General features: G+C 70.7%; 24 protein-coding genes. 15 read left to right on the top strand and 9 right to left on the bottom strand.

Features of this window, described 5'->3' with window-relative positions:
• Positions 1-839: Hsp70 family protein (locus ABZ374_RS18520; protein WP_360312191.1), on the bottom strand; the 839-nt coding region annotated here is incomplete at its 3' end.
• 325 nt (positions 840-1,164) lie between these two features.
• Between ABZ374_RS18520 and ABZ374_RS18515 the strand changes: the two genes are divergently transcribed.
• The 4 genes from ABZ374_RS18515 to ABZ374_RS18500 all read left to right on the top strand — a co-directional run bounded on the left by ABZ374_RS18515 (position 1,165) and on the right by ABZ374_RS18500 (position 5,137).
• A complete protein-coding gene (locus ABZ374_RS18515) occupies positions 1,165-2,229 on the top strand; it encodes a hypothetical protein (protein WP_360312189.1) in 1,065 nt (354 codons plus the stop codon).
• A complete protein-coding gene (locus tag ABZ374_RS18510; RefSeq protein ID WP_360312187.1) occupies positions 2,226-3,215 on the top strand; it encodes a hypothetical protein in 990 nt (329 codons plus the stop codon). Before ABZ374_RS18515 ends, ABZ374_RS18510 begins: the two co-directional genes overlap by 4 nt.
• 79 nt (positions 3,216-3,294) lie before the next feature.
• Complete coding sequence (locus tag ABZ374_RS18505; protein WP_360312185.1) at positions 3,295-4,143, top strand: hypothetical protein; 849 nt, start codon at positions 3,295-3,297, stop codon at positions 4,141-4,143.
• A gap of 43 nt (positions 4,144-4,186) precedes the next feature.
• On the top strand, positions 4,187-5,137 hold the full coding sequence (locus ABZ374_RS18500; protein ID WP_360312183.1) for a hypothetical protein: 951 nt from the start codon (positions 4,187-4,189) through the stop codon (positions 5,135-5,137).
• A gap of 56 nt (positions 5,138-5,193) precedes the next feature.
• Here the strand turns inward: ABZ374_RS18500 and ABZ374_RS18495 are convergent, their stop codons facing one another.
• Positions 5,194-5,556, bottom strand: a complete 363-nt coding sequence (locus ABZ374_RS18495; RefSeq protein ID WP_360312181.1) for a cupin — start codon at positions 5,554-5,556, stop codon at positions 5,194-5,196.
• 113 nt (positions 5,557-5,669) lie between these two features.
• On the opposite strand from ABZ374_RS18495, the gene ABZ374_RS18490 reads away from it, so the two are divergent.
• Together ABZ374_RS18490 and ABZ374_RS18485 are read left to right on the top strand one after the other, a co-directional pair.
• Complete coding sequence (locus ABZ374_RS18490; protein ID WP_360312179.1) at positions 5,670-6,758, top strand: RNA ligase (ATP); 1,089 nt, start codon at positions 5,670-5,672, stop codon at positions 6,756-6,758.
• A 73-nt stretch (positions 6,759-6,831) separates the two neighbouring features.
• A complete protein-coding gene (locus tag ABZ374_RS18485; protein ID WP_360312177.1) occupies positions 6,832-7,323 on the top strand; it encodes a YbjN domain-containing protein in 492 nt (163 codons plus the stop codon).
• Between the two features lie 69 nt (positions 7,324-7,392).
• Here ABZ374_RS18485 and ABZ374_RS18480 read toward each other — a convergent pair whose 3' ends face one another.
• The gene (locus ABZ374_RS18480; protein ID WP_360312175.1) at positions 7,393-8,550 is read right to left on the bottom strand and encodes a pyridoxal phosphate-dependent aminotransferase; all 1,158 of its coding nucleotides are present in this window, start codon (positions 8,548-8,550) and stop codon (positions 7,393-7,395) included.
• Positions 8,551-8,780: 230 nt separating this feature from the next.
• Between ABZ374_RS18480 and ABZ374_RS18475 the strand changes: the two genes are divergently transcribed.
• From ABZ374_RS18475 to ABZ374_RS18465, 3 genes are all read left to right on the top strand, one after another.
• Positions 8,781-9,287, top strand: a complete 507-nt coding sequence (locus tag ABZ374_RS18475) for a DUF2617 family protein (RefSeq protein ID WP_360312173.1) — start codon at positions 8,781-8,783, stop codon at positions 9,285-9,287.
• 69 nt (positions 9,288-9,356) lie between these two features.
• Positions 9,357-9,782 (top strand): DUF350 domain-containing protein, encoded by a 426-nt coding sequence (locus ABZ374_RS18470; protein ID WP_360312171.1) that lies wholly within the window; start codon positions 9,357-9,359, stop codon positions 9,780-9,782.
• Positions 9,783-9,913: 131 nt separating this feature from the next.
• Positions 9,914-11,485: a polyamine aminopropyltransferase gene (locus ABZ374_RS18465; RefSeq protein ID WP_360312169.1), complete on the top strand. Its 1,572-nt coding sequence runs from the start codon at positions 9,914-9,916 to the stop codon at positions 11,483-11,485.
• 39 nt (positions 11,486-11,524) lie between these two features.
• On the opposite strand, the gene ABZ374_RS18460 is transcribed toward ABZ374_RS18465, so the two are convergent.
• On the bottom strand, positions 11,525-12,733 hold the full coding sequence (locus ABZ374_RS18460; protein ID WP_360312167.1) for a peptidoglycan bridge formation glycyltransferase FemA/FemB family protein: 1,209 nt from the start codon (positions 12,731-12,733) through the stop codon (positions 11,525-11,527).
• Positions 12,734-12,867: 134 nt separating this feature from the next.
• Here ABZ374_RS18460 and murJ point away from each other — a divergent pair, with 134 nt between their 5' ends.
• The 3 genes from murJ (at position 12,868) to pyrE (ending at position 16,100) form a co-directional block, all read left to right on the top strand.
• Entirely contained in the window at positions 12,868-14,724 is a 1,857-nt protein-coding gene (gene murJ, locus ABZ374_RS18455; protein ID WP_360312165.1) for a murein biosynthesis integral membrane protein MurJ, read from the top strand.
• A gap of 87 nt (positions 14,725-14,811) precedes the next feature.
• Positions 14,812-15,549, top strand: a complete 738-nt coding sequence (locus ABZ374_RS18450; RefSeq protein ID WP_360312163.1) for a hypothetical protein — start codon at positions 14,812-14,814, stop codon at positions 15,547-15,549.
• An 11-nt stretch (positions 15,550-15,560) separates the two neighbouring features.
• On the top strand, positions 15,561-16,100 hold the full coding sequence (pyrE, locus tag ABZ374_RS18445; protein ID WP_360312161.1) for an orotate phosphoribosyltransferase: 540 nt from the start codon (positions 15,561-15,563) through the stop codon (positions 16,098-16,100).
• A 598-nt stretch (positions 16,101-16,698) separates the two neighbouring features.
• Here pyrE and ABZ374_RS18440 read toward each other — a convergent pair.
• Positions 16,699-17,370, bottom strand: a complete 672-nt coding sequence (locus tag ABZ374_RS18440) for a VTT domain-containing protein (RefSeq protein ID WP_360312159.1) — start codon at positions 17,368-17,370, stop codon at positions 16,699-16,701.
• A 160-nt stretch (positions 17,371-17,530) separates the two neighbouring features.
• On the opposite strand from ABZ374_RS18440, the gene ABZ374_RS18435 reads away from it, so the two are divergent.
• Complete coding sequence (locus tag ABZ374_RS18435) at positions 17,531-18,898, top strand: FAD-dependent oxidoreductase (protein ID WP_360312157.1); 1,368 nt, start codon at positions 17,531-17,533, stop codon at positions 18,896-18,898.
• A gap of 55 nt (positions 18,899-18,953) precedes the next feature.
• On the opposite strand, the gene ABZ374_RS18430 is transcribed toward ABZ374_RS18435, so the two are convergent.
• The 3 genes from ABZ374_RS18430 to ABZ374_RS18420 all read right to left on the bottom strand — a co-directional run bounded on the left by ABZ374_RS18430 (position 18,954) and on the right by ABZ374_RS18420 (position 21,689).
• Positions 18,954-19,916 carry a hypothetical protein gene (locus tag ABZ374_RS18430; RefSeq protein WP_360312155.1) on the bottom strand — a complete coding sequence of 321 codons (963 nt, stop codon included), beginning with the start codon at positions 19,914-19,916 and terminating at the stop codon, positions 18,954-18,956.
• Positions 19,913-20,524 (bottom strand): SigE family RNA polymerase sigma factor, encoded by a 612-nt coding sequence (locus tag ABZ374_RS18425; RefSeq protein WP_360312153.1) that lies wholly within the window; start codon positions 20,522-20,524, stop codon positions 19,913-19,915. The genes ABZ374_RS18430 and ABZ374_RS18425 overlap by 4 nt, the downstream gene beginning before the upstream one ends.
• Before the next feature lie 157 nt (positions 20,525-20,681).
• Positions 20,682-21,689: an LPXTG cell wall anchor domain-containing protein gene (locus ABZ374_RS18420; protein ID WP_360312151.1), complete on the bottom strand. Its 1,008-nt coding sequence runs from the start codon at positions 21,687-21,689 to the stop codon at positions 20,682-20,684.
• Positions 21,690-22,067: 378 nt separating this feature from the next.
• Between ABZ374_RS18420 and fbaA the strand changes: the two genes are divergently transcribed.
• Together fbaA and ABZ374_RS18410 are read left to right on the top strand one after the other, a co-directional pair.
• On the top strand, positions 22,068-23,090 hold the full coding sequence (gene fbaA / locus ABZ374_RS18415) for a class II fructose-bisphosphate aldolase (RefSeq protein ID WP_360312149.1): 1,023 nt from the start codon (positions 22,068-22,070) through the stop codon (positions 23,088-23,090).
• A 102-nt stretch (positions 23,091-23,192) separates the two neighbouring features.
• Complete coding sequence (locus ABZ374_RS18410; RefSeq protein WP_026219278.1) at positions 23,193-23,609, top strand: DUF3151 domain-containing protein; 417 nt, start codon at positions 23,193-23,195, stop codon at positions 23,607-23,609.
• An 83-nt stretch (positions 23,610-23,692) separates the two neighbouring features.
• On the opposite strand, the gene ABZ374_RS18405 is transcribed toward ABZ374_RS18410, so the two are convergent.
• Complete coding sequence (locus ABZ374_RS18405) at positions 23,693-24,670, bottom strand: diacylglycerol kinase family protein (RefSeq protein WP_360312146.1); 978 nt, start codon at positions 24,668-24,670, stop codon at positions 23,693-23,695.
• Between the last annotated feature and the right edge of the window lie 41 nt (positions 24,671-24,711).

Here is a 24,711-nt window from a genome sequence, read left to right as displayed (position 1 = left end):
GTGAGCTGCTGGAACTGGGCGCGGGTGAGCTTCTCGTCCAGGTGCAGCGGGCCCTCGGCCGAGGCCGTGATGTAGGGCAGGTTGATCGAGGTCTCCATCGAGGAGGACAGCTCGATCTTGGCCTTCTCCGCCGCCTCGCGCAGGCGCTGGAGGGCCATCTTGTCCTTGGACAGGTCCACGCCGTGCGCGTTCTGGAACTGCTTGACCAGGTGGTCCATCACCCGCTGGTCCCAGTCGTCGCCGCCGAGGTGGTTGTCGCCGTTGGTGGCCTTGACCTCGACTACGCCGTCGCCGATCTCCAGGAGCGACACGTCGAACGTGCCGCCACCGAGGTCGAAGACGAGGATGGTCTGCTCGTCGGCCTTGTCCAGGCCGTACGCCAGCGCCGCCGCGGTGGGCTCGTTGACGATGCGCAGGACCTTCAGGCCGGCGATCTCGCCGGCTTCCTTGGTCGCCTGGCGCTCGGCGTCGTTGAAGTACGCCGGCACGGTGATGACCGCGTCGGTGACCTTCTCACCGAGGTACGCCTCGGCGTCGCGCTTGAGCTTCATCAGGATGCGGGAGCTGATCTCCTGCGCGGTGTACTTCTTGTCGTCGATCGCCACGGACCACGTGGTGCCCACGTGACGCTTGACGGAACGGATGGTCCGGTCGACGTTGGTGACGGCCTGACGCTTGGCCACCTCGCCGACGAGCACTTCACCGTTCTTCGCGAAGGCAACCACGGACGGTGTGGTCCGCGACCCCTCCGCGTTGGTGATGACGGTCGACTCGCCGCCTTCCAGAACGCTGACGACGGAGTTCGTCGTACCGAGGTCGATACCGACCGCACGTGCCATGATTCGCTTCCTCCACGGAAAGAGTTGAGTGGTTGTCGCTCAAGGATGAGCCGTCGGGTGCAACCGGTCAAATCGCTTGAGTATTCCTGACTCAACTTTAGTGCCTCGTAGCCTGTGAGGGGCGGCTTCGGGGCGATGATCCGATGGTCGAGACGCTTGACGTCATCGAAACGTTGTGCGCCCCGGGAGACTTATTTAGGTGAATGTCGCCACAAACGACACCCTTGACCGCTGCGGCCCCACCATGCACATGGCAGCATGTCTCAGCGCCTGCTGCCTGCACGAAAATCGCCAGGCGAAGCCGAGATCCGAGGGGGACCTCCCGATGAGCGATGGTCAGGGCTATCCGCCTGTGCCGCCGATGCCACCCGGCCCGCCGGGACAACCGGGACAGCAGGGACAGCCGGGCCCGCCGCAGGGTGGCTATCCGCCGCAGGCCGGCTTTCCGCAACAGCAGCAGGGCGGCTTTCCGCAACAACAGGGGCAGCCGGGCGGCTTCCAGGAGTCCGGCGGCTATCCGTACCCGCAGTACAGCCAGTACGGGCACTACCAGCAGTACGCGCAGAACCCGGTCCCGTTGGGCCCGGACGGTCAACCGCCGCGCGGGGGACGCAGCAAGAAGGTGATCGGCACCTGGATCGCCGGTATCACGGGTGCCATCGTCGCGTCCGTCGTGGTCGCGCTGGTCGGTTTCGACGACCCGACCGACAAGAAGGACCCCGAGGCGCAGAAGACCACGGCCGCGCCGATCGTCACCGGCAAGGCGCCCGCGCCGGAGAACACCGCCGCGACCGGCCCCAAGAAGGCCGACATCACCAACCAGCTCAAGATCCCGGACGCGCTGCCCGCGATCACCGGGCCCAAGTTCGGCAATGTCTCGGTCGACCCGAAGTCCTGGCCCAAGGCCTGCGACCTGTTGACCGACGAGGAGATCAAGCAGGTCATCCCCGAGGCGACCATCCGCGAGCGCAAGAGCTTCATGGGCCGCTACTCGAACATCTTCGGCAAGAACGTCAACGACAACGAGTGCGACGTCCTGCTCGACCTGCCGAACCTGCAGTCCTCGGACTACCCCGCGAAGATCAACGTCACCACGTACGGCTACAAGCCGTTGGCCGACGAGAAGGCCTCCTTCGACAAGGAGAAGACGCGGACCGAGACGGCCGCCAAGGCCTACCCGGACCAGTACGACGACATCCCGGCCGCCAAGCTCGGCGTGGACGGGTCGTTCCGCGACAACCGCACGGTGCAGATCTCCAAGAACGGGTTCCGGGTGTGGGTCACCCTGGACGCCCAGATCGAGGACTCGCAGGGCAACCCGCTCAAGGGCTCCACCATGGCGCGTCAGTACGGTCCGACCGTGGCCGCAGTCGTCGGGCAGAAGCTGTGAGCGGGGGTTGGCCGCAGCAGCCCGGGCAACAGGGCGGTGGTTACGGTCAGCCCGGGCAGTACCCACAACACCCGCAGCAGCAGCCGCCCTTCCCGCAGCAGCACGGCTATCCGCAACAGCCCGGCCACCCGCCGCAGCAGCCCGGCTACCCGCCGCCGGGGGCGTACGGACCGCCCGGCCACCCGTACGGGCAGCCCACCCCGCCGCCGCGGCGAAACAACCGGATCGCGCTGTGGGCCGCGGTCGCCGTCGTCGTGGTCGGCGCCGGCGTCGGCGGCTTCGTGCTGCTGAACAAGGACGACGACGACAAGGACACCGCCAAGTCCGGCCCGACCTCGGTCGGCACCGCGAAGCCCGGCGCCTCCGGCGGGGGCAAGAGCGGCCAACCCGGCCAACCCGGCCAAAGTGCCGAGCCGATCGATCGCCCGATGGTTTTCCCCGCAGCGCCGCCCACCGACGCCGGGGCAAAATTCAACGCGACCAACGACGGCAAGACCTGGCCGAAGGCGTGCGAGATGTTGTCGGACGCGCAGATCGGGTCGGTCGTCAAGGGCGCCACGATCAAGACCAGGAAGCCGGACACGACCGTCTCGGTCAAGTACGACTTCCCGGGCGCGGCGGACAACCAGTGCAACTTCGATCTCGCTGTTCCGGACCCGAACAATCCGAAGTATCCGACGTACGCCAAGATCGAGCTCACTCTCCACGAGGTGAGCACGCCGGCGATCGCGAAGGGCCACTACGGCGACACCAAGAAGAGCCGCGGACGCAAGCCGTTCGGCACGTTCGAGGAACTGGGCACGAAGCTGGGCACCGACGACGCGTTCCGCGACGACGCTTACATCTACTTCCACAAGGGCCCGTACTACGTGCAGTTGTACATGGCCAGTGGACTGAGCGGTCCGGGCGGGGCGCGGCTGCCGAGCGACGACGCCGTCAAGCAGTACGGGCCGACGCTCATCGGCTACCTCGTGGCACGGATGTAAACCGCGGTCCGCGCGGCAGGGCAGCAACGACAGCGCATCGGAACAGCGCATCGGATCAGGTATCGGGAGGAACACGGGGATGGTACGAATCGGGAACCCAGGAGGGAACCAGTACGGCGGGCCGCCGCAGCAGCAGCCGCCGTACGGTCAGCCCGGGATGTACCAACAGCCGTACCCCGGTGGCCCGATGCCGCCCCAGCAGCCACCGCGCCGAAGCAAGCTGAAGCCGATCCTGGGCTGGATCGGCGTGGTGGTCGGCGGTGTGCTGGCCACGGTCGCGGCCTCGTACATCGTCGACGAGATCAACAAGAAGAACGACAAGGGCGACAAGCCGGTGGCGGAGAACGGCATCGCGTTCCCCGAGGGCTACACGCCGCCGCCGGGGGTGGCGGTCGTGGACGGCCCGAAGTTCCGCGCGTCGGGGGACACCGGGACGTGGCCGGACGCGTGCACGATGTTGTCCGACAAGGAGATCCAGAACGCGATCCCGGACGCGAGCATCGTGGGCTCGCGGCAGGGGCGCAAGGGCGCCAAGACGCCCCGGAACTTCGAGTGCTCGGTGCAGATCAAGTTGCCCAACCTGCAGAGCCCCACCGAGCTCGGCAAGCTCACCATGACCATCAAGGCGATCGGCGACGCCGGACCGGTCAAGGACGCGTACGAGAAGGCCAAGGCGGAGGCGGCGCCGTTCGCCGGCTACGAGGACCTGGGCAACAAGCTCTTCGTCCAGGACGCGTTCCGTCAGAGCGGCAAGCTCAACTTGTACAAGCAGGGCGCCAAGCCGGACTCGCCGGGCTACTACGTGGTCCTGGAAGTCCTCGCGATGACCAAGGATTCGACGGGCGCCAACGACGCACCCGACACCTGGACGAAGAAGGCCGGACCGGCTCTGGTGCGCGTCCTCAACATCAAGATGACGGACGACTGATCCGCCGCTGTCCCACGACGGTTCGTCCCCACGGGAGCACTCGATGACCGGCCAATACAACAGCCCGAACTCCGGCCAGTACTCCGGCCAGGGGCCCGGCTACCCGCCGCAGGGCGGCTACGGCCAGCAGCCGCCGCCGGGCCAGTACGGCGGGCCCGGCCAGTACGGCGGGCCGCCGGGCTACGGCCCGCCCGGCTATCCGCAGCCGTATCCGCCCGAGCCGCCGCGGCCCAACCGCCGCAAGCAGGTCTTCAGTTGGCTGGCCGTGCTCGCGGGGGGCACGGCGGCGACGGTGATCGCGGCACTGCTGATCAACGGCACGGACGGCAAGAAGAACGAAGCGGTCAAGCTGCCCCCCACGGAGAGCGTGCGCAAGCTGGAGAGCTTCGACCCGAACGCGGTCGGCGCCACCCCGACCGAGGCGGCCTCGAAGGCCGCCTCGCGTCCCGAGGCGCCGCCCGCGCCCAAGAGCGGCGGCAGGTTCGCGCCGGTGGCGAGCGACATGTCCACCTGGCCGGACGTATGCGATCTGATCCGGCCGGAGGAGATCGCCAAGGTCATCCCCGAGGTGATCACCCAGGAGGAACAGGGCACCGCCAACGCGGTCGGCTCCTACAAGTCCCGGGGCCCGGCGCTGCGCAGCACGACCTGCCTGTACACGATGACCTCCAAGCGCGGCTTCGGCTACAGCAACGTGATCAAGGTGAACATCCAGTTCGACAACATCGACGCTCCCAAGGAGCTCGACTACTCCTGGAACCTCGGCAAGAACAGCGCGCAGCGGGTCGCGTCCGACTTCAAGGCGATCGGTACGGCGGGGGGCGCCGACGACGCCTACTACTCGAGCAACACCCTGCGGCTGCGCAAGGGGCAGTACGTCCTCCAGATCGGCGGTACGGGCAGCCTCACCAAGGAGGGCACCGACTCGCCCTGGTCCGGCTGGCAGGGCGAACTGCTGCCGAAGTTCATCTCGACCATCACCGCCAAGATCTGAGCCCGTCGCACCGGGCGCCCGGCGGGGCGGCGACCGCCACCCGCCGGGCCACAGGTCTACTCGTCGCGGTGCACCGTGTTCGGGGCGAAGCCCGGGAGGCAGACGGCGATGTAGTCGGCGCCCTCGGTCGTCCTGGTGCTGTAGCGCACCCACTCGCCGGCGGCGGTGTGGATGCCCTGGCCGGCGGCGACCTCCTGGCTGCCGCCCTCGAACTCGACGGTCAGCACGCCGCGCAGGACGACCGTGTACTCGTCGAACTCGGGGCGCTGGCCCGGCTCCTCCCAGCCGCCCGGGCTGGTCATGTGCGCGATGCTGAGCGCCTCGTCGCCGGTGTTGACCCGGCCGACGAACTCGCGAATGGTCTTGGGGATGTTGCCCGCCGCCTCGACGACCGTGGGCTTTTCGATGAAGTTCGGCATGGGCCCATCCTGTCCCAGAGCGCCGATAAATCGTTGGCGGCCCCGCCCGGCCGCTTGGGACCGTGTCGACGGCGCGGATTCACCGCGAGGCGAGCGCAGGGAAGGGGCGGGGCATGTCCACACTCAGGGTCACGGTCGAGCGGTTGGTCGTGCACGCACACCCGAACGCCGACGCGCTGGAGCTGGCCCAGGTCGGGCTGTACCGCGCCGTGGTCGCCAAGGGTGCCTATGTCACCGGTGACGTGGCGCTGTACATCCCGGAGCAGGCGGTGCTGCCGGACCCGCTGATCGAGGAGCTCGGGCTCACCGGGCGGCTCGCCGGGTCGGCGAAGAACCGGGTCCGGGCGATCCGGCTGCGCGGCGAGCTGTCCCAGGGCATCGTGTGCCAGCCTGCCGCGTTGGCGGGCCTGGACCGGGCCGCCGCGCTCGCCGCCGACGAGGACTTCGCCGAGCTGCTGGGCATCGTCAAGTGGGTGCCGCCGATCCCCGTGCACATGAGCGGCGACATCGTGTCCGCGGCCGAGTTGCTGCCGTGGGTCGACATCGAGAACGTACGGCGCTACCCGGCGCTGTTCACCGCCGGCGAGCCGGTGGTGGCGACCGAGAAGATCCACGGGACCGCGTGCCTGTACACCTATGTGGCCGACACCGGCGAGAGCTTCGTCTCCTCGAAGGGCTTCGGCGCGCGGTCGCAGGCGTTGGTCCGGGACGAGTCCAACCTCTATTGGCGCAGCGTGCTCGCGCACCGGCTGCCCGAGGTCGCCGCGTCGTTGGCCGCGCGCTTCGGCGCGGCCCGGGTGGGCGTGTTCGGCGAGGTGTTCGGGCAGGGTGTGCAGGACCTGGCGTACGGCGCGCAGGGTCGATCGGAGCTGCCGGGCTACGCGGTCTTCGATGTCGCGTTCGCGGACGCCGCCGGTGTGGTGCGCCGGGTGGACGCCGAGCAACTCGCGGACCTGCTCGCCGGGTTGCCGGTCGCGCCGCCGGTGGTGCCGACGTTGTACACCGGGCCCTACGACGAGGCCGCGCTGTTGGCCCTGGCCGAGGGCCGGGAGACGGTCTCGGGCACGGGTGCGCACCTGCGGGAGGGGCTCGTGGTGCGCCCGGCCCGGGAGCGGTACAGCGACGTGGTCGGCGGGCGGGCGATCGGCAAGATCGTCTCCGCGGCCTACCTCACCCGCAAGGGCGGCACCGAGTACGAATAAGGGCTCGGGCGTGGCCCACCGCCCTGGGCCGAATGAGAGAGGATGGCGTGCATACGTCTGGAGAGGATCCTTCATGAGCATCGACCCGTCCTCGCTTCCGAGGTCGACCTTCGTTCCGGCCGCACCGGTCGTCAAGCCGTCGGCGGATCTGATCAATCAGGTCCTCGACGAGCTTCAGGTGAACCATTTCACCGACGAGGAAGGTGACATCTGCGCGCCGTGGGACGGCTTCCGCGTCTACTTCATGCTGCGCGGTGACAAGCACGAGATCTTCACGGTCCGGATGTTCCTCGATCGTGCGTTCGACCCGGCCGAGCGGCCGCGGATGCTGGAGCTGCTCGACGAGTGGCACCGCCAGTTCTTCTGGCCCAAGGTCTACACGCACGAGCACGAGGACAAGCTGCGGCTGATCGGCGAGGCCCAGCTCGACTGCGAGCCCGGCATCAACCGCGAGCTGTTCGTGTTCACCACGCGTGCGTGGATCAGCACGTGTATCTCGTTCGGGAACTGGATCAACGAGCAGTACGGCCCCGAGGACGAGCCGGCCGCCGACGACCAGGCGTAACCGCCGCGCCCGTGTGTGGGGGCACCCACCCCCACTCACGGGCGCCGGTTTCCGCTCGGCCGGGCCCGCTCAGCCGGTCGCCGCGAGCCGCTTGGCCGCCTCCTCCAACACCTCGACCCGCTTGCAGAACGCGAACCGCACCAGCGGCCGGCCGACCTCGACGTCGTCGAAGAAGACCACCTCGGGGATCGCGACCACACCGCGCAGCTCGGGCAGCCGACGGCAGAAGTCCAGGCCGTCCGTGTAGCCGAGTGCGGTGATGTCGGTGGTGGTGAAGTACGTGCCCTGCGGTTCGTACACGGTCAGCCCGGCCGCGCGCAGGCCGCCGCCGAGCAGGTCGCGCTTGTGTCGCAGATCCTCGCGCAGGCCGCCGAAGTAGTCGTCCGGCAGCCGCAGCGCGTGCGCGATGGCGGGTTGGAACGGCGCGCCGGACGTGTAGGTCAGGAACTGCTTGGTCGTGCGTACCGCCGCGATCAGTTCCCGGGGCGCGCACACCCAGCCGACCTTCCAGCCGGTGAACGAGAAGGTCTTGCCCGCCGAGGAGATGGTCACGGTGCGCTCGCGCATGCCCGGCAGGGTGGAGATCGGGATGTGCTCGCCGGTGTAGACCAGGTGTTCGTACACCTCGTCGGTGACCACGATCAGGTCGTGTTCGATCGCGATCTCGGCGATCGTCTCCAGCTCGGCCCGGGTGAGCACGGTGCCGGTCGGGTTGTGCGGGCTGTTGAGCATGATCACCCGGGTGCGCTCGGTGATCGCCGCGCGCAGCTCGGCCGGGTCCGGTCGGAAGTGCGGGGGGCGCAGGGTGACGCCGACCCGGCGTGCGCCGGCCATCGCGATGCAGGCCGCGTACGAGTCGTAGAAGGGTTCGAGCGCGACCACCTCGTCGCCCGGTTCGAGCAGTGCGAGCAGGGCCGCGGCGATCGCCTCGGTCGCGCCGGTGGTGATCAGCACCTCGGAGTCGGGGTCGAAGGTCTGCCCGTAGAAGCGCTGCCGGTGCTCGGCCACGGCCAGGCGCAGGTCGGGGATGCCGTCGCCCGGTGGGTATTGATTCGCGCCGTCGCGCATGGCGGCGACGGCGACCTCGATCACCTCCGCCGGGCCGTCGGTGTCGGGGAAGCCCTGGCCCAGGTTGATCGCGCCGGTGCTGCGGGCGAGGGCGGACATCTCGGCGAAGATCGTGGTGCCCAGGCCGTCCAGGTGTCGGGCCAACAGCGGTCGGTTCATCCGTACGGCTCCTTCGCGGGGTTCGGTCTACCCGCCCATCCTCGCGTGCGGGTCGGGGCCGCTCACAGGGTGTCCTTCACCCATTCGTGTCGGTGCCTTTCACCTTCACGGGTGACGACGTTGCGCCTTTGGGCGCCTACCGTGAGTCATGTCCCCTGGTTTGCAGCCGATTGTCGCCCCCGGGAGCCTCCCGTGGGGTCTCCCCGTTGCCCGGACAGATGAGCGCGAGAATGCACGCCACACTCACCACCACGTACACCGACACCCGTGCGGACGCCCTCGGCTGGTGCCTGGGCCTGCCGCCGCTGCCCGCGCTGGCCGAGCGCACCGTCGAACTCGGAGGGCTGACGCTGGAGCTGCGGCTGCTGGGCGCGTCGCACCAGATGTTGATCAGTCCCGTCCGGGGGGAGGACGCGCCGGTGTCGGAGACCGTCGCGTGCGTGCCGGGCGCGGCCGGCCCGCTGCCCGCCCGGGCGGCCACTCGGCTCGGCCGCTGGGAGTACGAGTTCACCGCGCTGACCCAGGGTTTCGAGGATGCCGCGTTCGTTGCCCGGGTGCGCGAGATCGTCACCCTGGCCGGCGGGCACCGGTACGGCCTGATCGGCCGATATCCGGGGCTGCCGTACGCGGTCACCGCGATGGTGGTCGAGGGGTGCGGGGCCGGCGCGGTCTGGTCCACCTGGCACACCTATCCGCAGGAATGCCGGATCGTGAACACTCGGAGCCGCGCGATGTGACGATCGCACGAAGGGATCCGACACAATGACGCCCCATCAGGTGATCGGACGACGATGGGGGACGGCGGCATGTTCAGGGACCTTGCCGAAGGGGTCGGCTACGCGTTCGCGTTCGGGGGAGTGGGCATCGTGCTCATGGTCCTCGGCTTCGTCCTCGTGGACGTGTTGACGCCCGGCAACCTCGGCCGACAGATCTGGATCGAACGCAATCGCAACGCGGCCCTGGTGCTCTCCTCGGCGCTGCTGGGCGTGGGCATGATCGTCACCACGTCGATCGCGACCACCTACGACGAGTTCGGCAAGGGCCTCGCCTCCACGGCGATGTTCGGCGTCTCCGGATTGATCCTGATGGCCATCGCCTTCCTGGCGATCGACCTGGTCACCCCGGGCCGACTGGGCGCCACCGTGGTCGAGCGGGAACCGCACCCGTGCGTGTGGGTCACCGCGTCCTCGCAGATCTCGATCGCCGCGATCGTGTCGGCGTGCATCGCCTGACCCGGGGTCGACCCGGCCGCGCGCCGGGTCGGTGAGCCGCGCTCCTTCCCCTGCCTCCCGAACTAGCCGGTTCGGGTGAACCGTCGGCGCGTTCGACGCCATCCGCTTCCTTCGGCCCTACCGTGCTCGGGGTGAACTCCCCCGTGCCGGGCGCGCCGACCATCGCGCGCGTGTCCGCGGTCCGCCCGCGCCCGGCCGCGATCGCGCCCGGGCCGGCGCGGTTCGTGGTCCTGCTCGCGGTGCTGGTCTGCGCGGCGTGCGGGTTGATCTACGAGCTCGCGCTGGCCGCGCTCGGCGGCACGCTGGGCGGCGACCCGGTGGTGGAGACCTCGATCGTGCTCTCGGTGATGGTCTTCGCGATGGGCGTCGGGGCGCTGGCCGCCAAGCCGTTCGCGCGCCGGGCCGCGGCGGCGTTCGTCGCCGTCGAGATCCTGCTCGCGGTGTGCGGCGGGATGTGCGCGACCGCGCTGTACGCCGCGTTCGCCTGGTACGACGTCTACCGCTGGCCGATGATCGCCGTCTCGGCCGTGCTCGGGCTGTTGATCGGGGCCGAGATCCCGCTGCTGATGACGCTGGTGCAGCGCATTCGCCCCCAGGAGGCGGGCAGCGCGGTGGCCGACCTGTTCGCGGCCGACTATGTGGGCGCGCTGATCGGCGGCCTGCTCTTCCCGTTCCTGCTGCTGCCGCACCTGGGTCAACTGCGCACCGTGTTGCTCGCCGGCGTGGTCAACGCGATCGTGGGCGCGCTCGTGGTGTTGTGGCTCTTCCGCGTCGACCTGCGGCTTCGGCTGCGGGTGGGGATGTACGCGGCGGTGGGCGCGGCGCTCGCGCTGCTGGCCGGCACCTGGCTGGCCACGCCGGCCTTCGAACGGGCCGCGCGCGACGCGCTCTACGACGGGGACGTGGTGTCCGCCCGGGAGGACGTGGTGCTCACCCACACCGGGGCCGGACCCGAGTTGTACGTGGACGGCGAGCGTCGGGTGGCCGCCCCGGGGGCGAGCGAGGCCGCCCAGGCGCTGGTGCACCCCGCGATGGCGGGCCGGCACGAGCGGGTGCTCGTGCTCGGCGGCGGCGACGGGCTGGCGCTGCGCGAGGTGCTGCGCTACCCGGCCGTGCGCGAGGTGGTGCTGGTGGTCGCGCGGGTGGCCGAGACCGCGCCCGCGCGCACCGATCCGGCGCTGCGCGCGTTGGCCGGTGACGCGTTCGCCGATCCGCGCGTGCGGGTCGTCGGTGCCGACGCCTTCGCGTGGGTGCGGGCCGCCCCGGCGCGCTTCGACGTGGTCGTGGCCGACCTGCCCGGGCCGACCACGGGCGCCGCCGCGCGGCTGTACACGCAGGAGTTCTACGGCCTGACCCGGACCGTGTTGCGCCCGGCCGGCCGGATCGTGGTGCACGCCCCCGCGCCGGACGCGCACCCGCGCGCCTACTGGTGCGCGGAGGCCGGGCTGCGCGCCGCCGGACTGCGCACGGTGCCGTATCGGGTCACCGTGCCGGGCCCGGCCGACCGGGGCTTCGTGCTCGCCGCGGTCGCGCCCGGCACCGGGCTGCGGGCCGCCGACGACGCGCCGGACGCGGCCGCGGTGCCGTTCCTGGCGGCCGAACGGCTGGCCCGGGCCGACTGGTTCCCGCCGCACGAGGCGCGGGTGGATGTGCCGCCGTCCACCCTGAACCACCCGCGCATCGCCGACTACGTGCGCGGGTGAGCAGCCCCCGCCCGTCTCTCGGCGACCTCGTCCCGGCACTCAGCGGATCGACATGTACGCCCGAAACGCCTTGTGCAGCGTCGGTACCACCGGGTACTCCCACTCGCCCAGGTTCTCCACGACCCGGCCGTTGGTACCCAACTTCCAGCGCAGCACGCCGAACAGCCGGTCGTCCGGGTCGATCACCGCGCTGACCCCGCGCATGTCGTAGACCGGCACGCCACGTTCGTACACGTCCTGGATCATCCGCCACTGGAGCGCGTGGCTGGGGCGCACGCCGCGCCCGTGGTCGGTGGACGCGCCGGTCTGGTACCAGACCCGCGAGCCCGCGCTGATCAGCGTGTGCGCGGCCAGCAGCCGGTCCTCGAAGCGGGCCAGGTAGAGCTTCATCCGGCCTGCCGACTCGGTGTTGAGGGCTCGGAACTGTCTTTCGTAGTAGGGCAGTTCGCGGCCAAGTCGGAAACCGTTGCGGCGCTCGGTGACCTGGAGCAACTCGAAGAACGCGGGCAGGTCCTCGTAGCCGCCCACGGTGATGTCCACGCCCGACTTGCCCGCCTTGGCGATCGCCCGCTTCCACTCCTGGTTGAAGCCCGCCTTGACCTGGTCCAGCGACCGGTCCTCGAAGGGCAACTCGAAGGTGTACCGGGGCTGCGCGTCCGCGCCGTCGCCGGACGCCCGCCAACCCAGGTCGCCCAGTCGCAGTGCGACGGTGGCGCCGAGCGGGTCGATCTCGTCGGGGGTGACCCGGTCCAGGTGCTTGAGGCCGTGCTTGACCGCGTCCTTGACGGTCTGCGCCTGCCACCGCCGGTGGGCCAGCGGCGGACCCATCCGCACGGTGAACACGTTCCGCTTGCGCATGTGTTCGATCAGCGGGTCCAGCCAGCGTTGTGGATTGGGATCGACCCAGTCGATCACCGGACCCTCGGGGAGGTAGGCGAACCAGTACGGCACCTTGGGCATCTTGCGGTACAGCACCAGGGCCGACCCGACCACCGCTCCGTTCGCGTCGTACCAGCCGATCCCCTCGCTGCGCCAACCCTCCTTGACCACGGCCCAGGACGGGTATTGCAGGAAGCCCGCGTCGCCGCGTCCGTCCAGATGGGCCAGGTGCGCGTCGGAGGTCAGCGTGGCGACCCGCAGCCTCGAACCGCCGGGCGCGGCGGATGCGGGGGTGCCGGCGGCGGGTGCGGTGGGCGCCGCGGCGGGAACGTTCGAGCGCGCGGGCGGCGCCGGGAGCAGCGTGACCACGGGACGTCTCCTCGGGGACGGAGGGATGCGGGGGAGCCCCGCATTTCTTTAAGAGCCCGTGGCAGCGGGTTTCGTCACCAAGAAATTCGAATGCAACGGAAGTGGTCTCCCGAGGACTCAGACAACGGGGGAGCATGTCGCAAACCCCGATCGAGGCCGAATTGGAGTCGTTTGTGAGCCATGTCGTCTCGGCGCCGCCCGGGGGCAGGCACGCTCGCGATGAGAACCGCGACGCCGCGTCCGGGACACCCGCCGCCTCGTCGACGCGGGTGCCCGTGCCGGTTCGCGCTCGGGCCGCGGGGGGCGCCGACACCGCTCGCGGCCGGTCGGTGCTGCGCGGTGGCGCGAGCCTGGCCCTGGGCTCCGCGGTGTCCCGGCTGACCGGCTTCGTGCGCAGCGCGACGGTGGTCGCGGCGCTGGGCACCGGCTTGTTCGCCGACGGCTACAACGTCGCGAACACGGTGCCCAACATCCTCTACATCCTGCTCGTCGGCGGCGCGCTCAACTCGGTCCTGGTGCCGCAACTGGTGCGCGCCGCCCGGCGGGACGCGGACGGCGGAGCCGGCTACACCGACCGGCTGCTGACCGCGGTCGGCTGCGTGTTGCTGGTGCTGACCGTCGTGGGCGTGCTCGCCGCGCCCGCGATCGTGTCGGCCTACGCGGACTACGACGGCGCGCAGCGCGATCTGACCATCGCGCTGGCCCGGATGTGCCTGCCGCAGATCCTCTTCTACGGTGTGTTCGCCCTGGTCGGCGAAGTGCTCAACGCACGGGGGCGGTTCGGGCCGATGGCCTGGACGCCGATCCTGAACAACATCGTGGTGATCGCGGTCTTCGGGTCCTTCCTGTTGGTCGCGCACGACGTGCGGGACGCGGCGGGCATCACCCCCGCGCAGGCCCGCCTGCTCGGCCTGGGCACCACGCTGGGGATAGTGGTGCAGGCGGCGGCGCTGCTGCCGTACCTGCGCGCCGCCGGGGTGCGTTGGCGACCGCGGTTCGACTGGCGCGGGCACGGCCTGGGCACGCCGCTGCGGATGGCCGGCTGGGCGGTCGCCATGGTCGGTGTCTCCCAGTTGGGCTACTGGCTGGTCACCCGGCTCGCGGTCGAGGTCTCCGACAAGGCGGTCGAGTCCGGGCTCGGCCACGGTGTGGGCTACACCGCGTACGCCAACGCGCAGTTGTTGTGGATCGTCCCGCACGGCGTGGTCACCGTGTCGATCGTGACCATGCTGATGCCCCGGATCAGCCGGGCCGCGGCGGACGGACACCCGGCTCTGGTCCGCGAGTCGATCTCCCGGGGCCTGCGGCTGAACGCGCTGGTGATCGTGCCGGTGTCGTTCCTGTTCCTGGCGCTGGGCCCGCAGGTGACTGCGGTGGTCTTCCAGCACGGTGTCACCACCGAGGCGGACACCCGCGCGATGGGACTGATGCTGACCGCGTTCGCGCCCGGGCTGATCGCGTACTCGGCGCAATACCTGATCCAGCGCGGGCTGTACGCGATCCAGGACGCCCGCACGCCGTTCTGGGCCAATGCCGCGATGACCGCGGCCGGGGCGTTGTTCTCGCTGCTGGCCTACTGGACACTGCCCGCCGAGTGGGCGGTCACCGGGATGGCCGCCGGGTACAGCGTGGCGCAGCTCATCGGGCTGGTCTGGCTGGCCCTGGTGCTGCGCCGGCGGCTGCGCGGCCTGGACACGATCCGGGTCGCCCGCACCCACCTGGGCCTGGCGATCGTCTCGGCCGGCGCGGCGGGCGGGTCGTGGTTGTTCGCCCGCTGGTGTGCGCACGCGTTCGGCGCCGGGCCGGTGGGCGCGGCGGTCGCGTTGGCGGGCGCCGCGGTGTTGTTCGCGGGACTGGTCGTACCGGTCGCCTATCCGCGGGTGCGCCGGTTGTGGTTGCCCGCCGAGCCGGCGGTCCCGGACCCCGATCCGGTCGAGACGCCGCGGGTGATCGACCCCGACGCGCCGACCGGGCGACACCGCCGGGTGTGATGGGGTGGGTGGTAGCCGCCGACCGTCCGGGTCGGTCCACGGGCGCGCCGGTCGAGCACCGTGCGCCGCCATGAACGGGGAGAACGGATGCAGTACGAAGTCGTCGTGCCGATCCCGGTGCGATCGGTCTGGGACACCTTCCACGACGCCGAACGCCTGGCCCAGTGCGTGCCCGGCCTGCTGTTGGACGCGCCGGCCCGGACGGGGGCCGAGGGGATCGAGCTGACCGGCCGGTGGCAGGTGCGGGTCGGCGCCGACACGGTCACCTATCGCGGCAGGCTGCGGCTCGCGGACGCGGTCGAGCCGCTGGCGCTGGTCGCGAGTGTGGCGGGCGCCGAGGGCGCGGGCGACGACGGCGCGGGTTCCTTCGACGCCGAGTTCACCGTGCGGCTGGACGACCTGGCGGCGGACGAGGAGGACGAGCCGAGCGAGACCCGGATCGTGTTCGCCGACACGGCGAAGCCGACCGATACGGGTGACCCGGACGCGGACGGCGATGCGGGGGCGCGGGCCGCCGCGTTCGCCCGGGCCGCCGACCTGTTCGCCGCGGCGCTGGCCGACGAACTGGCCCCGGAGCCGGCGGCGGACACCCCGTTCGAGCCGGTCGAGCCGATCGTGGATCCCTTCGCGACGCCGCGGACCCGGTCCCGGCAGCCGCAGCCGACGCCGCGACCGGCCGTGCTCGATGGGGAGCCGGATCTGTGGTCCGAGGCCGGCCACGGCACCGGTCGGGCCGCGCGGCGCGCGCTCCGGGCCCTGGTGCCCGCCCTCGGCGCGCTGCTCGTCTGGCGTCTGGTGCACGTCCGTCGCCGCCGCGCCGGTTAGGCTCCGGTGCCATGAATGCCGACCGCGATGCACTCCTCGACCAGATCAAGACCAAGGCCGTCGTGCACGGCAAGGTCGTCCTCTCCTCCGGCCGGGAGGCGGACTACTACGTCGACCTGCGCCGGATCACCCTGGACGGCGAGGCGGCCCCGCTGGTCGGCCGGGTCATGCTGGAGCTGACGTCGGACCTGGAGTTCGACGCGGTGGGCGGGCTGACCCTGGGCGCCGACCCGGTCGCCGTCGCGATGGTGCACGCCGCCGCCGCGCAGGGGCGCAAGCTGGACGCGTTCGTGGTGCGCAAGGCCGGCAAGGCGCACGGTCTCCAGCGCCGCATCGAGGGTCCGGACGTGAAGGGCCGCCGGGTGCTGGCCGTCGAGGACACCTCCACCACCGGCGGCTCGGTGCTGACCGCGGTGGAGGCGCTGCGCGAGGCCGGCGCCGAGGTCGTCGCGGTCGCGGTGATCGTCGAGCGCGGTGCCGCGCCGACGGTGGAAAAGGCCGGCCTGGAGTATCGGGTCGCCTACCATCTGCAAGATCTCGAACTCGATTAGTACCGGGCGAGTACCGGGCGCGTACATTCCGTCGACGGCCGCACCGTGTGATGCCTTGCGCATTCACCGGGCGGCCGTTGCTTTTTTCGTGGATTTGGATATTGTCGAAGCAGTTCCGACGTCGGCGCATCCGCCGACCGGACTTCCCGGGGGGGAAGTATGAATTCGTCGTGTATGTCGTCCTGCGCGCACTCGCCGCGATCTCGCGGCTGAGTCGATTCGCGCCGAACAGGACGTGGACACCTCTGCCCTTTCCCCTCGGGCCGCCGGGTCGGTTCCCCGTCCGACCCGGCGGCCACCTTCGCCGACGGCACCGCGCCCGGCGTGTGTGCCGGTCCCCCCGGTGCCTCCCGGCGCCGCGGGAACCGTGGTGCTCCACCGGACGGTGGACACCGCACCGAAAGCCGCCCTGCCTCCGGTCCCCGTCCGGGGGCAGGGTGTTTTCGTCTCCCCGTATTAGTCGCGGACCGACCCGACGCACGGCGACGGAAAAAGGTTGTACGCCTGCGCATTTCAATATGGGTGATCTCGACGCCGGCCCGGACAACGAAAAGCGGCGGGGTGCCAATGGCACCCCGCCGCTTCGCAGCGTATGTGTTCAGTTACCCGACGACGAGGACGCCGCTTCGCGCTTCGCCTCCCGCTTGCTGCGAATGACCTCGATGATGATCGGGAGCAACGAGATCAGCACGATGACGAACACCCCCGGCAGCAGGTATTTGTCGATACTGCTGCCGATCGAGTCGCCGAGCTTGTAGCCGAGCAGGATGATTCCGTCGGTCCACACCAGGCCGCCGATGACGTTCCACACGAAGAACGTCCGCGCGGGCATCTCCAGGACGCCGGCGACGGGGTTCAGGAAGGTGCGGACGATCGGGATGAACCGGGCGAGCAGCACGGCCTTGGCCGGGCCGAACTTCTCGAAGTACTGCTCGGCCTTGGTCACGTACTCGGCCTTGAACAGCTTGGAGTCCGGTTTGCTGAACATCTTCGTGCCGTACCGGGCACCGAGGAAGTGGCCGAGTTGGGCGCCGGCGATCGCGCACAGCGGTGCGCCCAGGAGCAACCAGGGCAGCGAGATGGACGTGCCGACGATCTCTTCGGCCGACGAGGACGCGGCGACGCCGGCCAGGAACAGCATCGAGTCGCCGGGGAAGAAGAACCCGACCAGCAGACCCGTCTCCGCGAAGATGATCGCGAGGATGCCGATGAGTCCGAACGTCGAGATGAGGGACGTCGCGTCGAGGACGTTGACAGCTTGGAATTCCACCTCTGGAGGGTAGTCCGCGCGACGCGCGCCTCGTCACCCGTCCCCGCCTGGAACCCCGCATCATTACCAGGTCGGGACCTTGTCGGCGGGGATCGTGCGCTCGGCGAGGGTGCCCGGGTACACGCAGACACACATCCGCACACACGGTCAGGGGTAGCACGTGGGCATCGAACGGCTGGTGGTGATCGGTGGCGACGCCACCGGAATGAGCGCGGCGTCCCAGGCCCGACGGCGGCGTGGCGTGGACGACCTGGAGATCGTCGTGCTCGAACGCGGCCGGTTCTCCTCGTACTCCGCGTGCGGCATCCCCTATCTGGTGTCCGGCGAGGTGGACGGCCCGGACGCGCTGATCGCGCGCACGCCGCAGGAGCACCGCAAACGGGGGATAGACCTGCGCCTGGGGGTCGAGGCGGAGGAATTGGACCTGGATCGGCGTCAGGTGGCGGTCCGCGACCTGGGTACCGGGCGGGCCGACCGGATCGGCTTCGACCAACTCGTGCTCGCCACCGGCGCGGTGCCGATCCGTCCGCCGCTGCCGGGCATCCAGGCGCCCGGCGTGTACGGGGTGCAGACCCTGGACGACGCGCGCGAGCTGATCGAGTGGCTGGCTCCCGAGCACCGTACGGCGGTGGTGATCGGCGGCGGCTACATCGGCATCGAGATGGCCGAGGCGCTGGTGAACAAGGGTCTGCGGGTCACCGTCGTGGACCGCTCCGCGCACCCGATGTCCACCCTCGACCCGGACATGGGCGCGCTGGTGCACGAGGCGATGGAGGGTCTGGGCATCGAGGTGGTGACCGAGACCGAGGCCCGGGAGATCGAGCTGGTGGACGGTCGCGCGAGCGCCGTGCTGACCGACGACGGCCGCTTCCCCGCGGACATCGTGGTGCTCGGCCTGGGCGTGCGTCCCGCCACCGAGCTGGCCCGCGCGGCGGGCCTGCCGCTGGGCGCGAGCGGTGGTCTGCAGACCGACCTGCGGATGCGGGTCACCCCGGACGGCATCTGGGCGGGCGGGGACTGCGTCGAGGTGCTCAACCTGGTCTCCGGCCGGCGGCAGCACATCGCGCTCGGCACCCACGCGAACAAACACGGCCGGGTGATCGGCACCAACATCGGCGGCGACTACGCGACCTTCCCCGGCGTCGTGGGCACCGCCGTGAGCAAGGTCTGCGACCTGGAGATCGGCCGCACCGGGCTGCGCGAGAAGGACGCCGCCGCCGCGGGCTACGAGTTCGTCACCGCGACCATCGAGTCCACCGGCCGGGCCGGCTACTACCCGGGTGCGCGCTCGATGACGGTCAAGATGATCGCGGAGCGGATCACCGGCCGGCTCCTGGGTGTGCAGATCGTCGGCCGGGACGGCGCCGCGAAGCGGATCGACACCGCGGCGGTGGCGCTCACCCACCGGATGACGGTCGAGGAGATGACCGCGCTGGACCTCGGTTACGCGCCGCCGTTCTCGCCGGTGTGGGACCCGATCCTGGTGGCGGCGCGCAAGGCGGCACAGAAGGTGGCCGAGCAGCGCTGACCCGCCGCCGACCCGCTCGGCGGCGCCGTCGACACGGCGCCGCCGAGGACGGGGTTCAGCCTCCCGCGGGGGCCTTGAAGCCGGAGAGGTCCAGGGACGCGACGATGCGATCGGCGATGTCGTCACCGGCCGGCAGCCCGGTCGTGTGCACGTACACCCCCTGTTCGACCAGCCACCACAGCCGGACCTGGTAGGACCCGACGCCGGCGCAGGTCACGGTCCAGGAGCGGTACTTCGCGGGATATCCCGCGACGGTGACCGTGGACTTGGTGTCCAGCACCGAGACGGCTCCGGTCGGCGGCGGCGTGACCACCATGCCGTCGCGCAGGCACAGCGGCTGGGTCAACGCGCCGGCATCGGTGTCCACGAACGGGTCGGACGGCCACAGGCCGGACGGGTCCGGCACCGGCTGGACGTTGATCCAGGCGCCGTGGCCCAGGCAGTCCCCGGCATACTTCGCGTTCGCGAGCACGCACTGGTGTGCGGCGTCCTCGCGCACCACCGTCCAGGACGGCTGCCTGGCGAACTTGATCGCCGAGACGTCGGGGGACCTGGGCCTGGTCAGGAAACCGGGCGGCTCGCTCGTCGGGGGCGTCGACGGCGGTCGGCTCGAAGCTCGGGTATGCGTTGCCCGGCCGGTCTCGGGGGTGTCCGATTCCGGTGCCTCGGGCGACTGCGCGCCCGGCGCCGTGGTGGTCCGCTCCGGCGTCGCGACGGTCGTGGTGGGGGTCGGCCGCACACTCTGGGTGGGCAGCGGCGAGGGCACCCGGGACTGCATCGGCGCGCTGGTCTTCGTGTCCGGCGCGCCGACCAGTGACACCCCGCCGAAGGCCGCGGCCACGGTGGCCAGGATGGCGAGCGGGATGCCGATCGTGTGGCGCCGGCTGCGGCGCTCGCGCACCGACCCGGGCGGTCCCGGCGGGCGCAGCGAGCCGAGCGTGACGGAGTCCGCGCGCGAGGCCAGGGCCGCGCGCAGCAGATCCTCCATCGATTCGTCGCGCGCATCGCGTTCGGTCACGACTGTTCGTCCTTCATGAGTTTTTCCAGGGCGTCGATGGCACGGCTTGCCGTGGACTTCACCGCTCCACGGGAAAGCCCGAGGGTCTCGGCTATCTGGGCCTCCGTCATATCGGACCAATAGCGCAGCACCAGCACTTCGCGCTGTCGCGGGGCCAGGCGTTGCACCGCGCCGAGCACCCGTAGATGCTCCTCGGACAGGACCACCGCGTCCTCGGGCGAGGAGGCGTCGGGTTCGTGTGGCGGCACGTAGGCGCGGGCGGTACGCCGACGGCGCAGCACGGAACGGGAGAGGTTGACCACCGAGGTGCGCAGGTACGCCAGCGCGTTGTCGACGTCCTCCAACTCCTCGCCGAAGCGTCGGTACAGCGCGGTGAAGGCGTCCTGGACGACGTCCTCGGCGGTGCCGAGGTCGTCGACCAACAGGATGGACAGCCGGACCATGCCGAGCCGTTGGGCGTGATACAGCTCGGTCAACGTCGGGCGGGCCGGCGGTTCCTCACTGCCACCCTTGAGGATCCGAAATCGCGACCGACGCGGTATCTCGGGCGACGTCGTTTCCTCCGATGGGGAGCCGGACGACTGCTGGTCGCCCCCGAATGCCGGCATGCTCAGCAGCGCCACAGCTCCGCCGCCCCCTTCGCTGTCATGAAACCGCCCCCACCCTCCGCGCACAGCTTGTGTCCTGGTGACGCCCCGCCCCCCGAAGGGTTGCGTGGGCGCCCGAAGTTCTTTTCCCCACGGCTCAGTTCGCCGCCACGCCGGTTCAGTTCCGAACGCGACGACGCCGTGTCACGGCGAGTCCGGCACCTCCGACGAGGACCAGCACGGCTCCGGCGGAGGCCAGCGGGGCGACCATGGAGCCGCCGGTCTTCGCGAGCTCGGCCCGGTCGGCGGCTTGCGCCCCGGAGGCGGTGGCCGCCGCACCCGTCGCTTCGACGGAAGTCTTCGTCGAGGGCGTGGCGGTGGGCTCCGGCTCGGTCGACGGCTTCGTGGAGGGCTTGGTCGACGGCTTGGTGGTGGGCTTCGTGGAGGGCGTGGTCGACGGGCTCGCGTTGTTGAGCACGTCGAAGTACGCGAACTCGCTGCGTGGCTGCCGGCCGGAGACGTCGATCGAGGCCGAGAGGTGGCTGTGCACGGCGTTGGCGGGCAGCGAGGACTTGATCGTGAACGCCAGGTCGATCGTGGTGCGGGTACCCGGCGCGCCGCGTCCGCTCAGGGCGAATCGGCCCGCCAGTACGCCCTGGCACTCGCGGCGCAGCGAGAGCTTGCTCGTGACGCCCGCGTACGAGTAGCTCACCGCGACGTCGGCCGGCTTGGCCGCGTACCTTTCGGTGCTGCCCTTGGGCGGGTTCGGGTCCAGGCTCGACTTCCCGTCCACGGAGAAGTACACGGCCACCGGGATCCGGCCCGTCTGCGTGCCCGAGCCGTTGACCACGGTGATCCGGGCGTGCACCAACCGCTCGCGGGTCACCCGGGTCGGCACCCCGCTCAGTTGGATGCCCACCTTCGACCAGTCCGTCGTCACGGTGGTCGAAGCGGCGCGCGCCGGTGCGCCGGCGGCGGAACCCCCTTTGTCGGAGCCGCTCTTCGCGGCGGCGTCGGTGGCCTGCTTCGGGTTGTCGGGCGTCTTGGCCCCGGCGTCGGCGCCCGCGCAGGCGTATGCCGTGCCCGCCATCCCGGGCACCAGCGGCAGGCCGACGCCCAGCAGCAGGGCGGTGGAGACGACCGCGGCCGCCTTCTTGCCAAAAGTGTTCATAACGGTCACGCGCATGACAGGGGTGTCCCTTGGGGAAGGTTGTGGGAAAAGAAACGAGGATGAACCGGGGCTCGGGTGTCACGAAGGCCGGTGCCGCTCGGCCCCGCATGTCGTTCCCGCCGCGTCCCCGCTTGCTCTCAATGCCTAAGACGCGCTTCCAATGGGATGGTTGCGTCCGATGGGAAATTTCGTGCGGAGGTTTCCCGAGAGCCCGGTGCCACCCGCATGCCGAACTGACGCTCCGTCAGATATTGCATCCGGTCCCCCGAACGGGGAGGGCGGGATGCGGTGTCGTCCGGGGTGGTCTGCCAGGATGGGCGGCAAGCGGGGATACGGCCATCCGTGTCCGAAACCCTCATATCACCGCTTGGCCGAGCAACGAGGAGCAGACGCATGCCCATCGCAACTCCCGAGGTCTACGCCGAGATGCTCGACCGGGCGAAGGCCGGTCGATTCGCCTACCCGGCGATCAACGTGACCTCGTCCCAGACCCTGAACGCCGCGCTGCGTGGCTTCGCCGAGGCGGAGAGCGACGGCATCGTCCAGGTGTCCACGGGCGGCGCGGAGTTCCTGTCCGGCACCACCGTCAAGGACATGGTCGTGGGCTCGGTCGCGTTCGCCGAGTACGCGAAGGTGGTCGCGGAGAAGTACTCGGTGAACATCGCCCTGCACACCGACCACTGCCCCAAGGACAAGCTCGACGGGTTCATGCGCCCGCTGATCGACATCTCGGCGCAGCGGGTGGCCAAGGGCCAGGACCCGCTGTTCCAGTCGCACATGTGGGACGGCTCGGCCGTACCGCTCGACGAGAACCTCGAGATCGCCCGCGAGCTGATCGCCAAGTGCGCCGACGCGCGGATCATCATGGAGCTGGAGATCGGCGTCGTCGGCGGCGAGGAGGACGGCGTCGACAACGAGATCAACGACAAGCTCTACACGACCCCGGCCGACGCGCTGGCGACGGTCGAGGCGATCGGCCTGGGCGAGAAGGGCCGGTACATGCTGGCCGCGACGTTCGGCAACGTGCACGGCGTGTACAAGCCGGGCAACGTGAAGCTGCGCCCGAGCATCCTCAAGGACATCCAGGACGCGGTCGCCGCCAAGCACGGCCGGGAGAAGCCCTTCGACCTGGTCTTCCACGGCGGCTCGGGCTCGCTCCTGGAGGAGATCCGCGAGGCGCTCGACTACGGCGTGGTCAAGATGAACGTCGACACCGACACCCAGTACGCCTTCACCCGCCCGGTCGTGGACCACATGCTGCGCAACTACGACGGCGTGCTCAAGGTCGACGGCGAGGTCGGCAACAAGAAGCTGTACGACCCGCGTTCGTACGGCAAGGCGGCCGAGACCGGGATGGCCGACCGGGTCGTCGTGGCCTGCCGCGACCTGCGCTCCGCGGGCACCCGGCTGAAGTAGCCGCCCCGCTTGCCGCACCCGCACCGCCGAAGCCCGCGACCACGAGGTCGCGGGCTTCGCGTCGTGCCGGGCAATCGGTCCCGATGGGCAATCATGGGGACCATGACCATCGATCAGAACCTTTTCGGCGGACCCGACCCCACCTACCTGCCCGAGGAAGCCGAGCCGCTGGCGTTGCTCGTGGACGGGGTGCCGCCGGCCGAGGTGGCCGCGAAGTTCCCGACCTTCTCGCTCGCGTGGGCCGACCTGGCCGACGACGCGTTCGCCAAGGGCAACGTGATCGAGTCCTACGCCTACGCCCGGGTCGGCTACCACCGCGGCCTGGACGCCCTGCGGCGCTCCGGCTGGCGCGGCCACGGCCCGGTGCCGTGGGAGCACGAGCCCAACCGCGGCTTCCTGCGCTCGCTGCACGCGCTGGCGCGGGCGGCGGGGGCCATCGGCGAGGAAGAGGAGTACTCGCGCTGCACGATCTTCCTGCGGGACAGCAGCCCGGCGGGTGCGGACGCGCTCGAAGGCTGAGACCCGACCCTCGGTCGAGATGCCTCGAACGCCGGCCGGACCGGATGCTCCCGGCCCGGCCGGCGTTCGGCCGCCCTGCGGGGCTACGCCGGGACGAACAGCCGCCAGCCCGTCGGCCGCACCGTCCACGTGCGCAGCCGTACCGGTCCGGTCGCCATGCCGTCCGCCGCGTAGGTGAAGTCGCGACCGCACACGGTGATCTCGTGGGCCCGCAACTGCACGAGCGCGTCGCGGGCCTGGGCCGCGCCGAACCGGACCGCCCCCGGATGCCCGGTGATCATCACGCTCGCCAGCCCGGCACCGCGAACGCCGTCCGTGCGATATGCGCTCTTCGTACCATTCGACCCGTTCGTGCCGCTCGATCCGTCGCCCCCGCCGGGTCCGTTCGACGTGACTTCCGTCATCTTCGCCCCGGGGGTCGCCGCGCCGTCGCATCCCAGATGCACCGAGAACACCGGCCGATCCATGTCGGCCACGACACACCCGTCCGCCTCGATCCGCAGCCGGTGACCCGAGGGCCCCACGGCCGCGCCGACGGTGCTCGACACGCTCCGCACGGCCTGGTCGACCAACCCGCGCCAGCCGCGCCCGATGGCCGGCCGTACCGGCGCCGGACGGGTCGCACGCACCCCGTGACCGATCCGCACCGAGCGCAGCGCGAGCCCGCCCAGGTCGTCCGACATCAGGTCGAAGGAACGTTCGTTCTCGCCCACCGCCACCCGCGCCGCCTTGGCGGGCTCGGTCGGCAGGCCCAACGCCTCGGCCAGTCCGTGGCCGCTCCCGGTGTCCACCGGGACGATGCCCAGGGGTGTGTCGCCGAGTTCGCCCGCACGATCGAGCAGCCGGGCCACGGCGTGCACTCCGGCCTCTCCGCCGATCACCACGACACGCCGACGACCGCGCCGCGCGAGGGCGCGTTGCAGGTCGGCGGTGTCCGTGGGAATGACGATCTTGCTGGGGGCGCAGGCCCGCAGAACATCGAGCGCGACCCGGACGGATTCGCCGTCCGCCGAGCGAGCCGCAGGGTCCGTGATCACGAGCAGCGAGCGCTCGGCCGACACCGGTCGTCCTTCCTCAGGTAACCTCTCCCCGCAAGAGCCCC

Origin of the sequence: Embleya sp. NPDC005971 (genome assembly GCF_040629175.1) — a bacterium.
Lineage (GTDB): Bacteria > Actinomycetota > Actinomycetes > Streptomycetales > Streptomycetaceae > Embleya.
The sequence above is the reverse complement of the archived record's forward strand: the minus strand, read 5'-3'. Positions and strand labels throughout refer to the sequence as shown.

Bases quoted from the DNA above. Each gene is read 5' to 3' on its own strand.
- ABZ374_RS18475 (WP_360312173.1), top strand. From the start codon at position 8,781: ATGCACGCCACACTCACCACCACGTACACCGACACCCGTGCGGACGCC.
- ABZ374_RS18450 (WP_360312163.1), top strand. From the start codon at position 14,812: ATGCAGTACGAAGTCGTCGTGCCGATCCCGGTGCGATCGGTCTGGGAC.
- fbaA (WP_360312149.1), top strand. From the start codon at position 22,068: ATGCCCATCGCAACTCCCGAGGTCTACGCCGAGATGCTCGACCGGGCG.
- murJ (WP_360312165.1), top strand. From the start codon at position 12,868: ATGTCGCAAACCCCGATCGAGGCCGAATTGGAGTCGTTTGTGAGCCAT.
- ABZ374_RS18425 (WP_360312153.1), bottom strand. From the start codon at position 20,524: ATGCCGGCATTCGGGGGCGACCAGCAGTCGTCCGGCTCCCCATCGGAG.
- pyrE (WP_360312161.1), top strand. From the start codon at position 15,561: ATGAATGCCGACCGCGATGCACTCCTCGACCAGATCAAGACCAAGGCC.
- ABZ374_RS18515 (WP_360312189.1), top strand. From the start codon at position 1,165: ATGAGCGATGGTCAGGGCTATCCGCCTGTGCCGCCGATGCCACCCGGC.
- ABZ374_RS18485 (WP_360312177.1), top strand. From the start codon at position 6,832: ATGAGCATCGACCCGTCCTCGCTTCCGAGGTCGACCTTCGTTCCGGCC.
- ABZ374_RS18410 (WP_026219278.1), top strand. From the start codon at position 23,193: ATGACCATCGATCAGAACCTTTTCGGCGGACCCGACCCCACCTACCTG.
- ABZ374_RS18490 (WP_360312179.1), top strand. From the start codon at position 5,670: ATGTCCACACTCAGGGTCACGGTCGAGCGGTTGGTCGTGCACGCACAC.
- ABZ374_RS18480 (WP_360312175.1), bottom strand. From the start codon at position 8,550: ATGAACCGACCGCTGTTGGCCCGACACCTGGACGGCCTGGGCACCACG.
- ABZ374_RS18505 (WP_360312185.1), top strand. From the start codon at position 3,295: ATGGTACGAATCGGGAACCCAGGAGGGAACCAGTACGGCGGGCCGCCG.
- ABZ374_RS18500 (WP_360312183.1), top strand. From the start codon at position 4,187: ATGACCGGCCAATACAACAGCCCGAACTCCGGCCAGTACTCCGGCCAG.
- ABZ374_RS18495 (WP_360312181.1), bottom strand. From the start codon at position 5,556: ATGCCGAACTTCATCGAAAAGCCCACGGTCGTCGAGGCGGCGGGCAAC.
- ABZ374_RS18420 (WP_360312151.1), bottom strand. From the start codon at position 21,689: ATGCGCGTGACCGTTATGAACACTTTTGGCAAGAAGGCGGCCGCGGTC.
- ABZ374_RS18470 (WP_360312171.1), top strand. From the start codon at position 9,357: ATGTTCAGGGACCTTGCCGAAGGGGTCGGCTACGCGTTCGCGTTCGGG.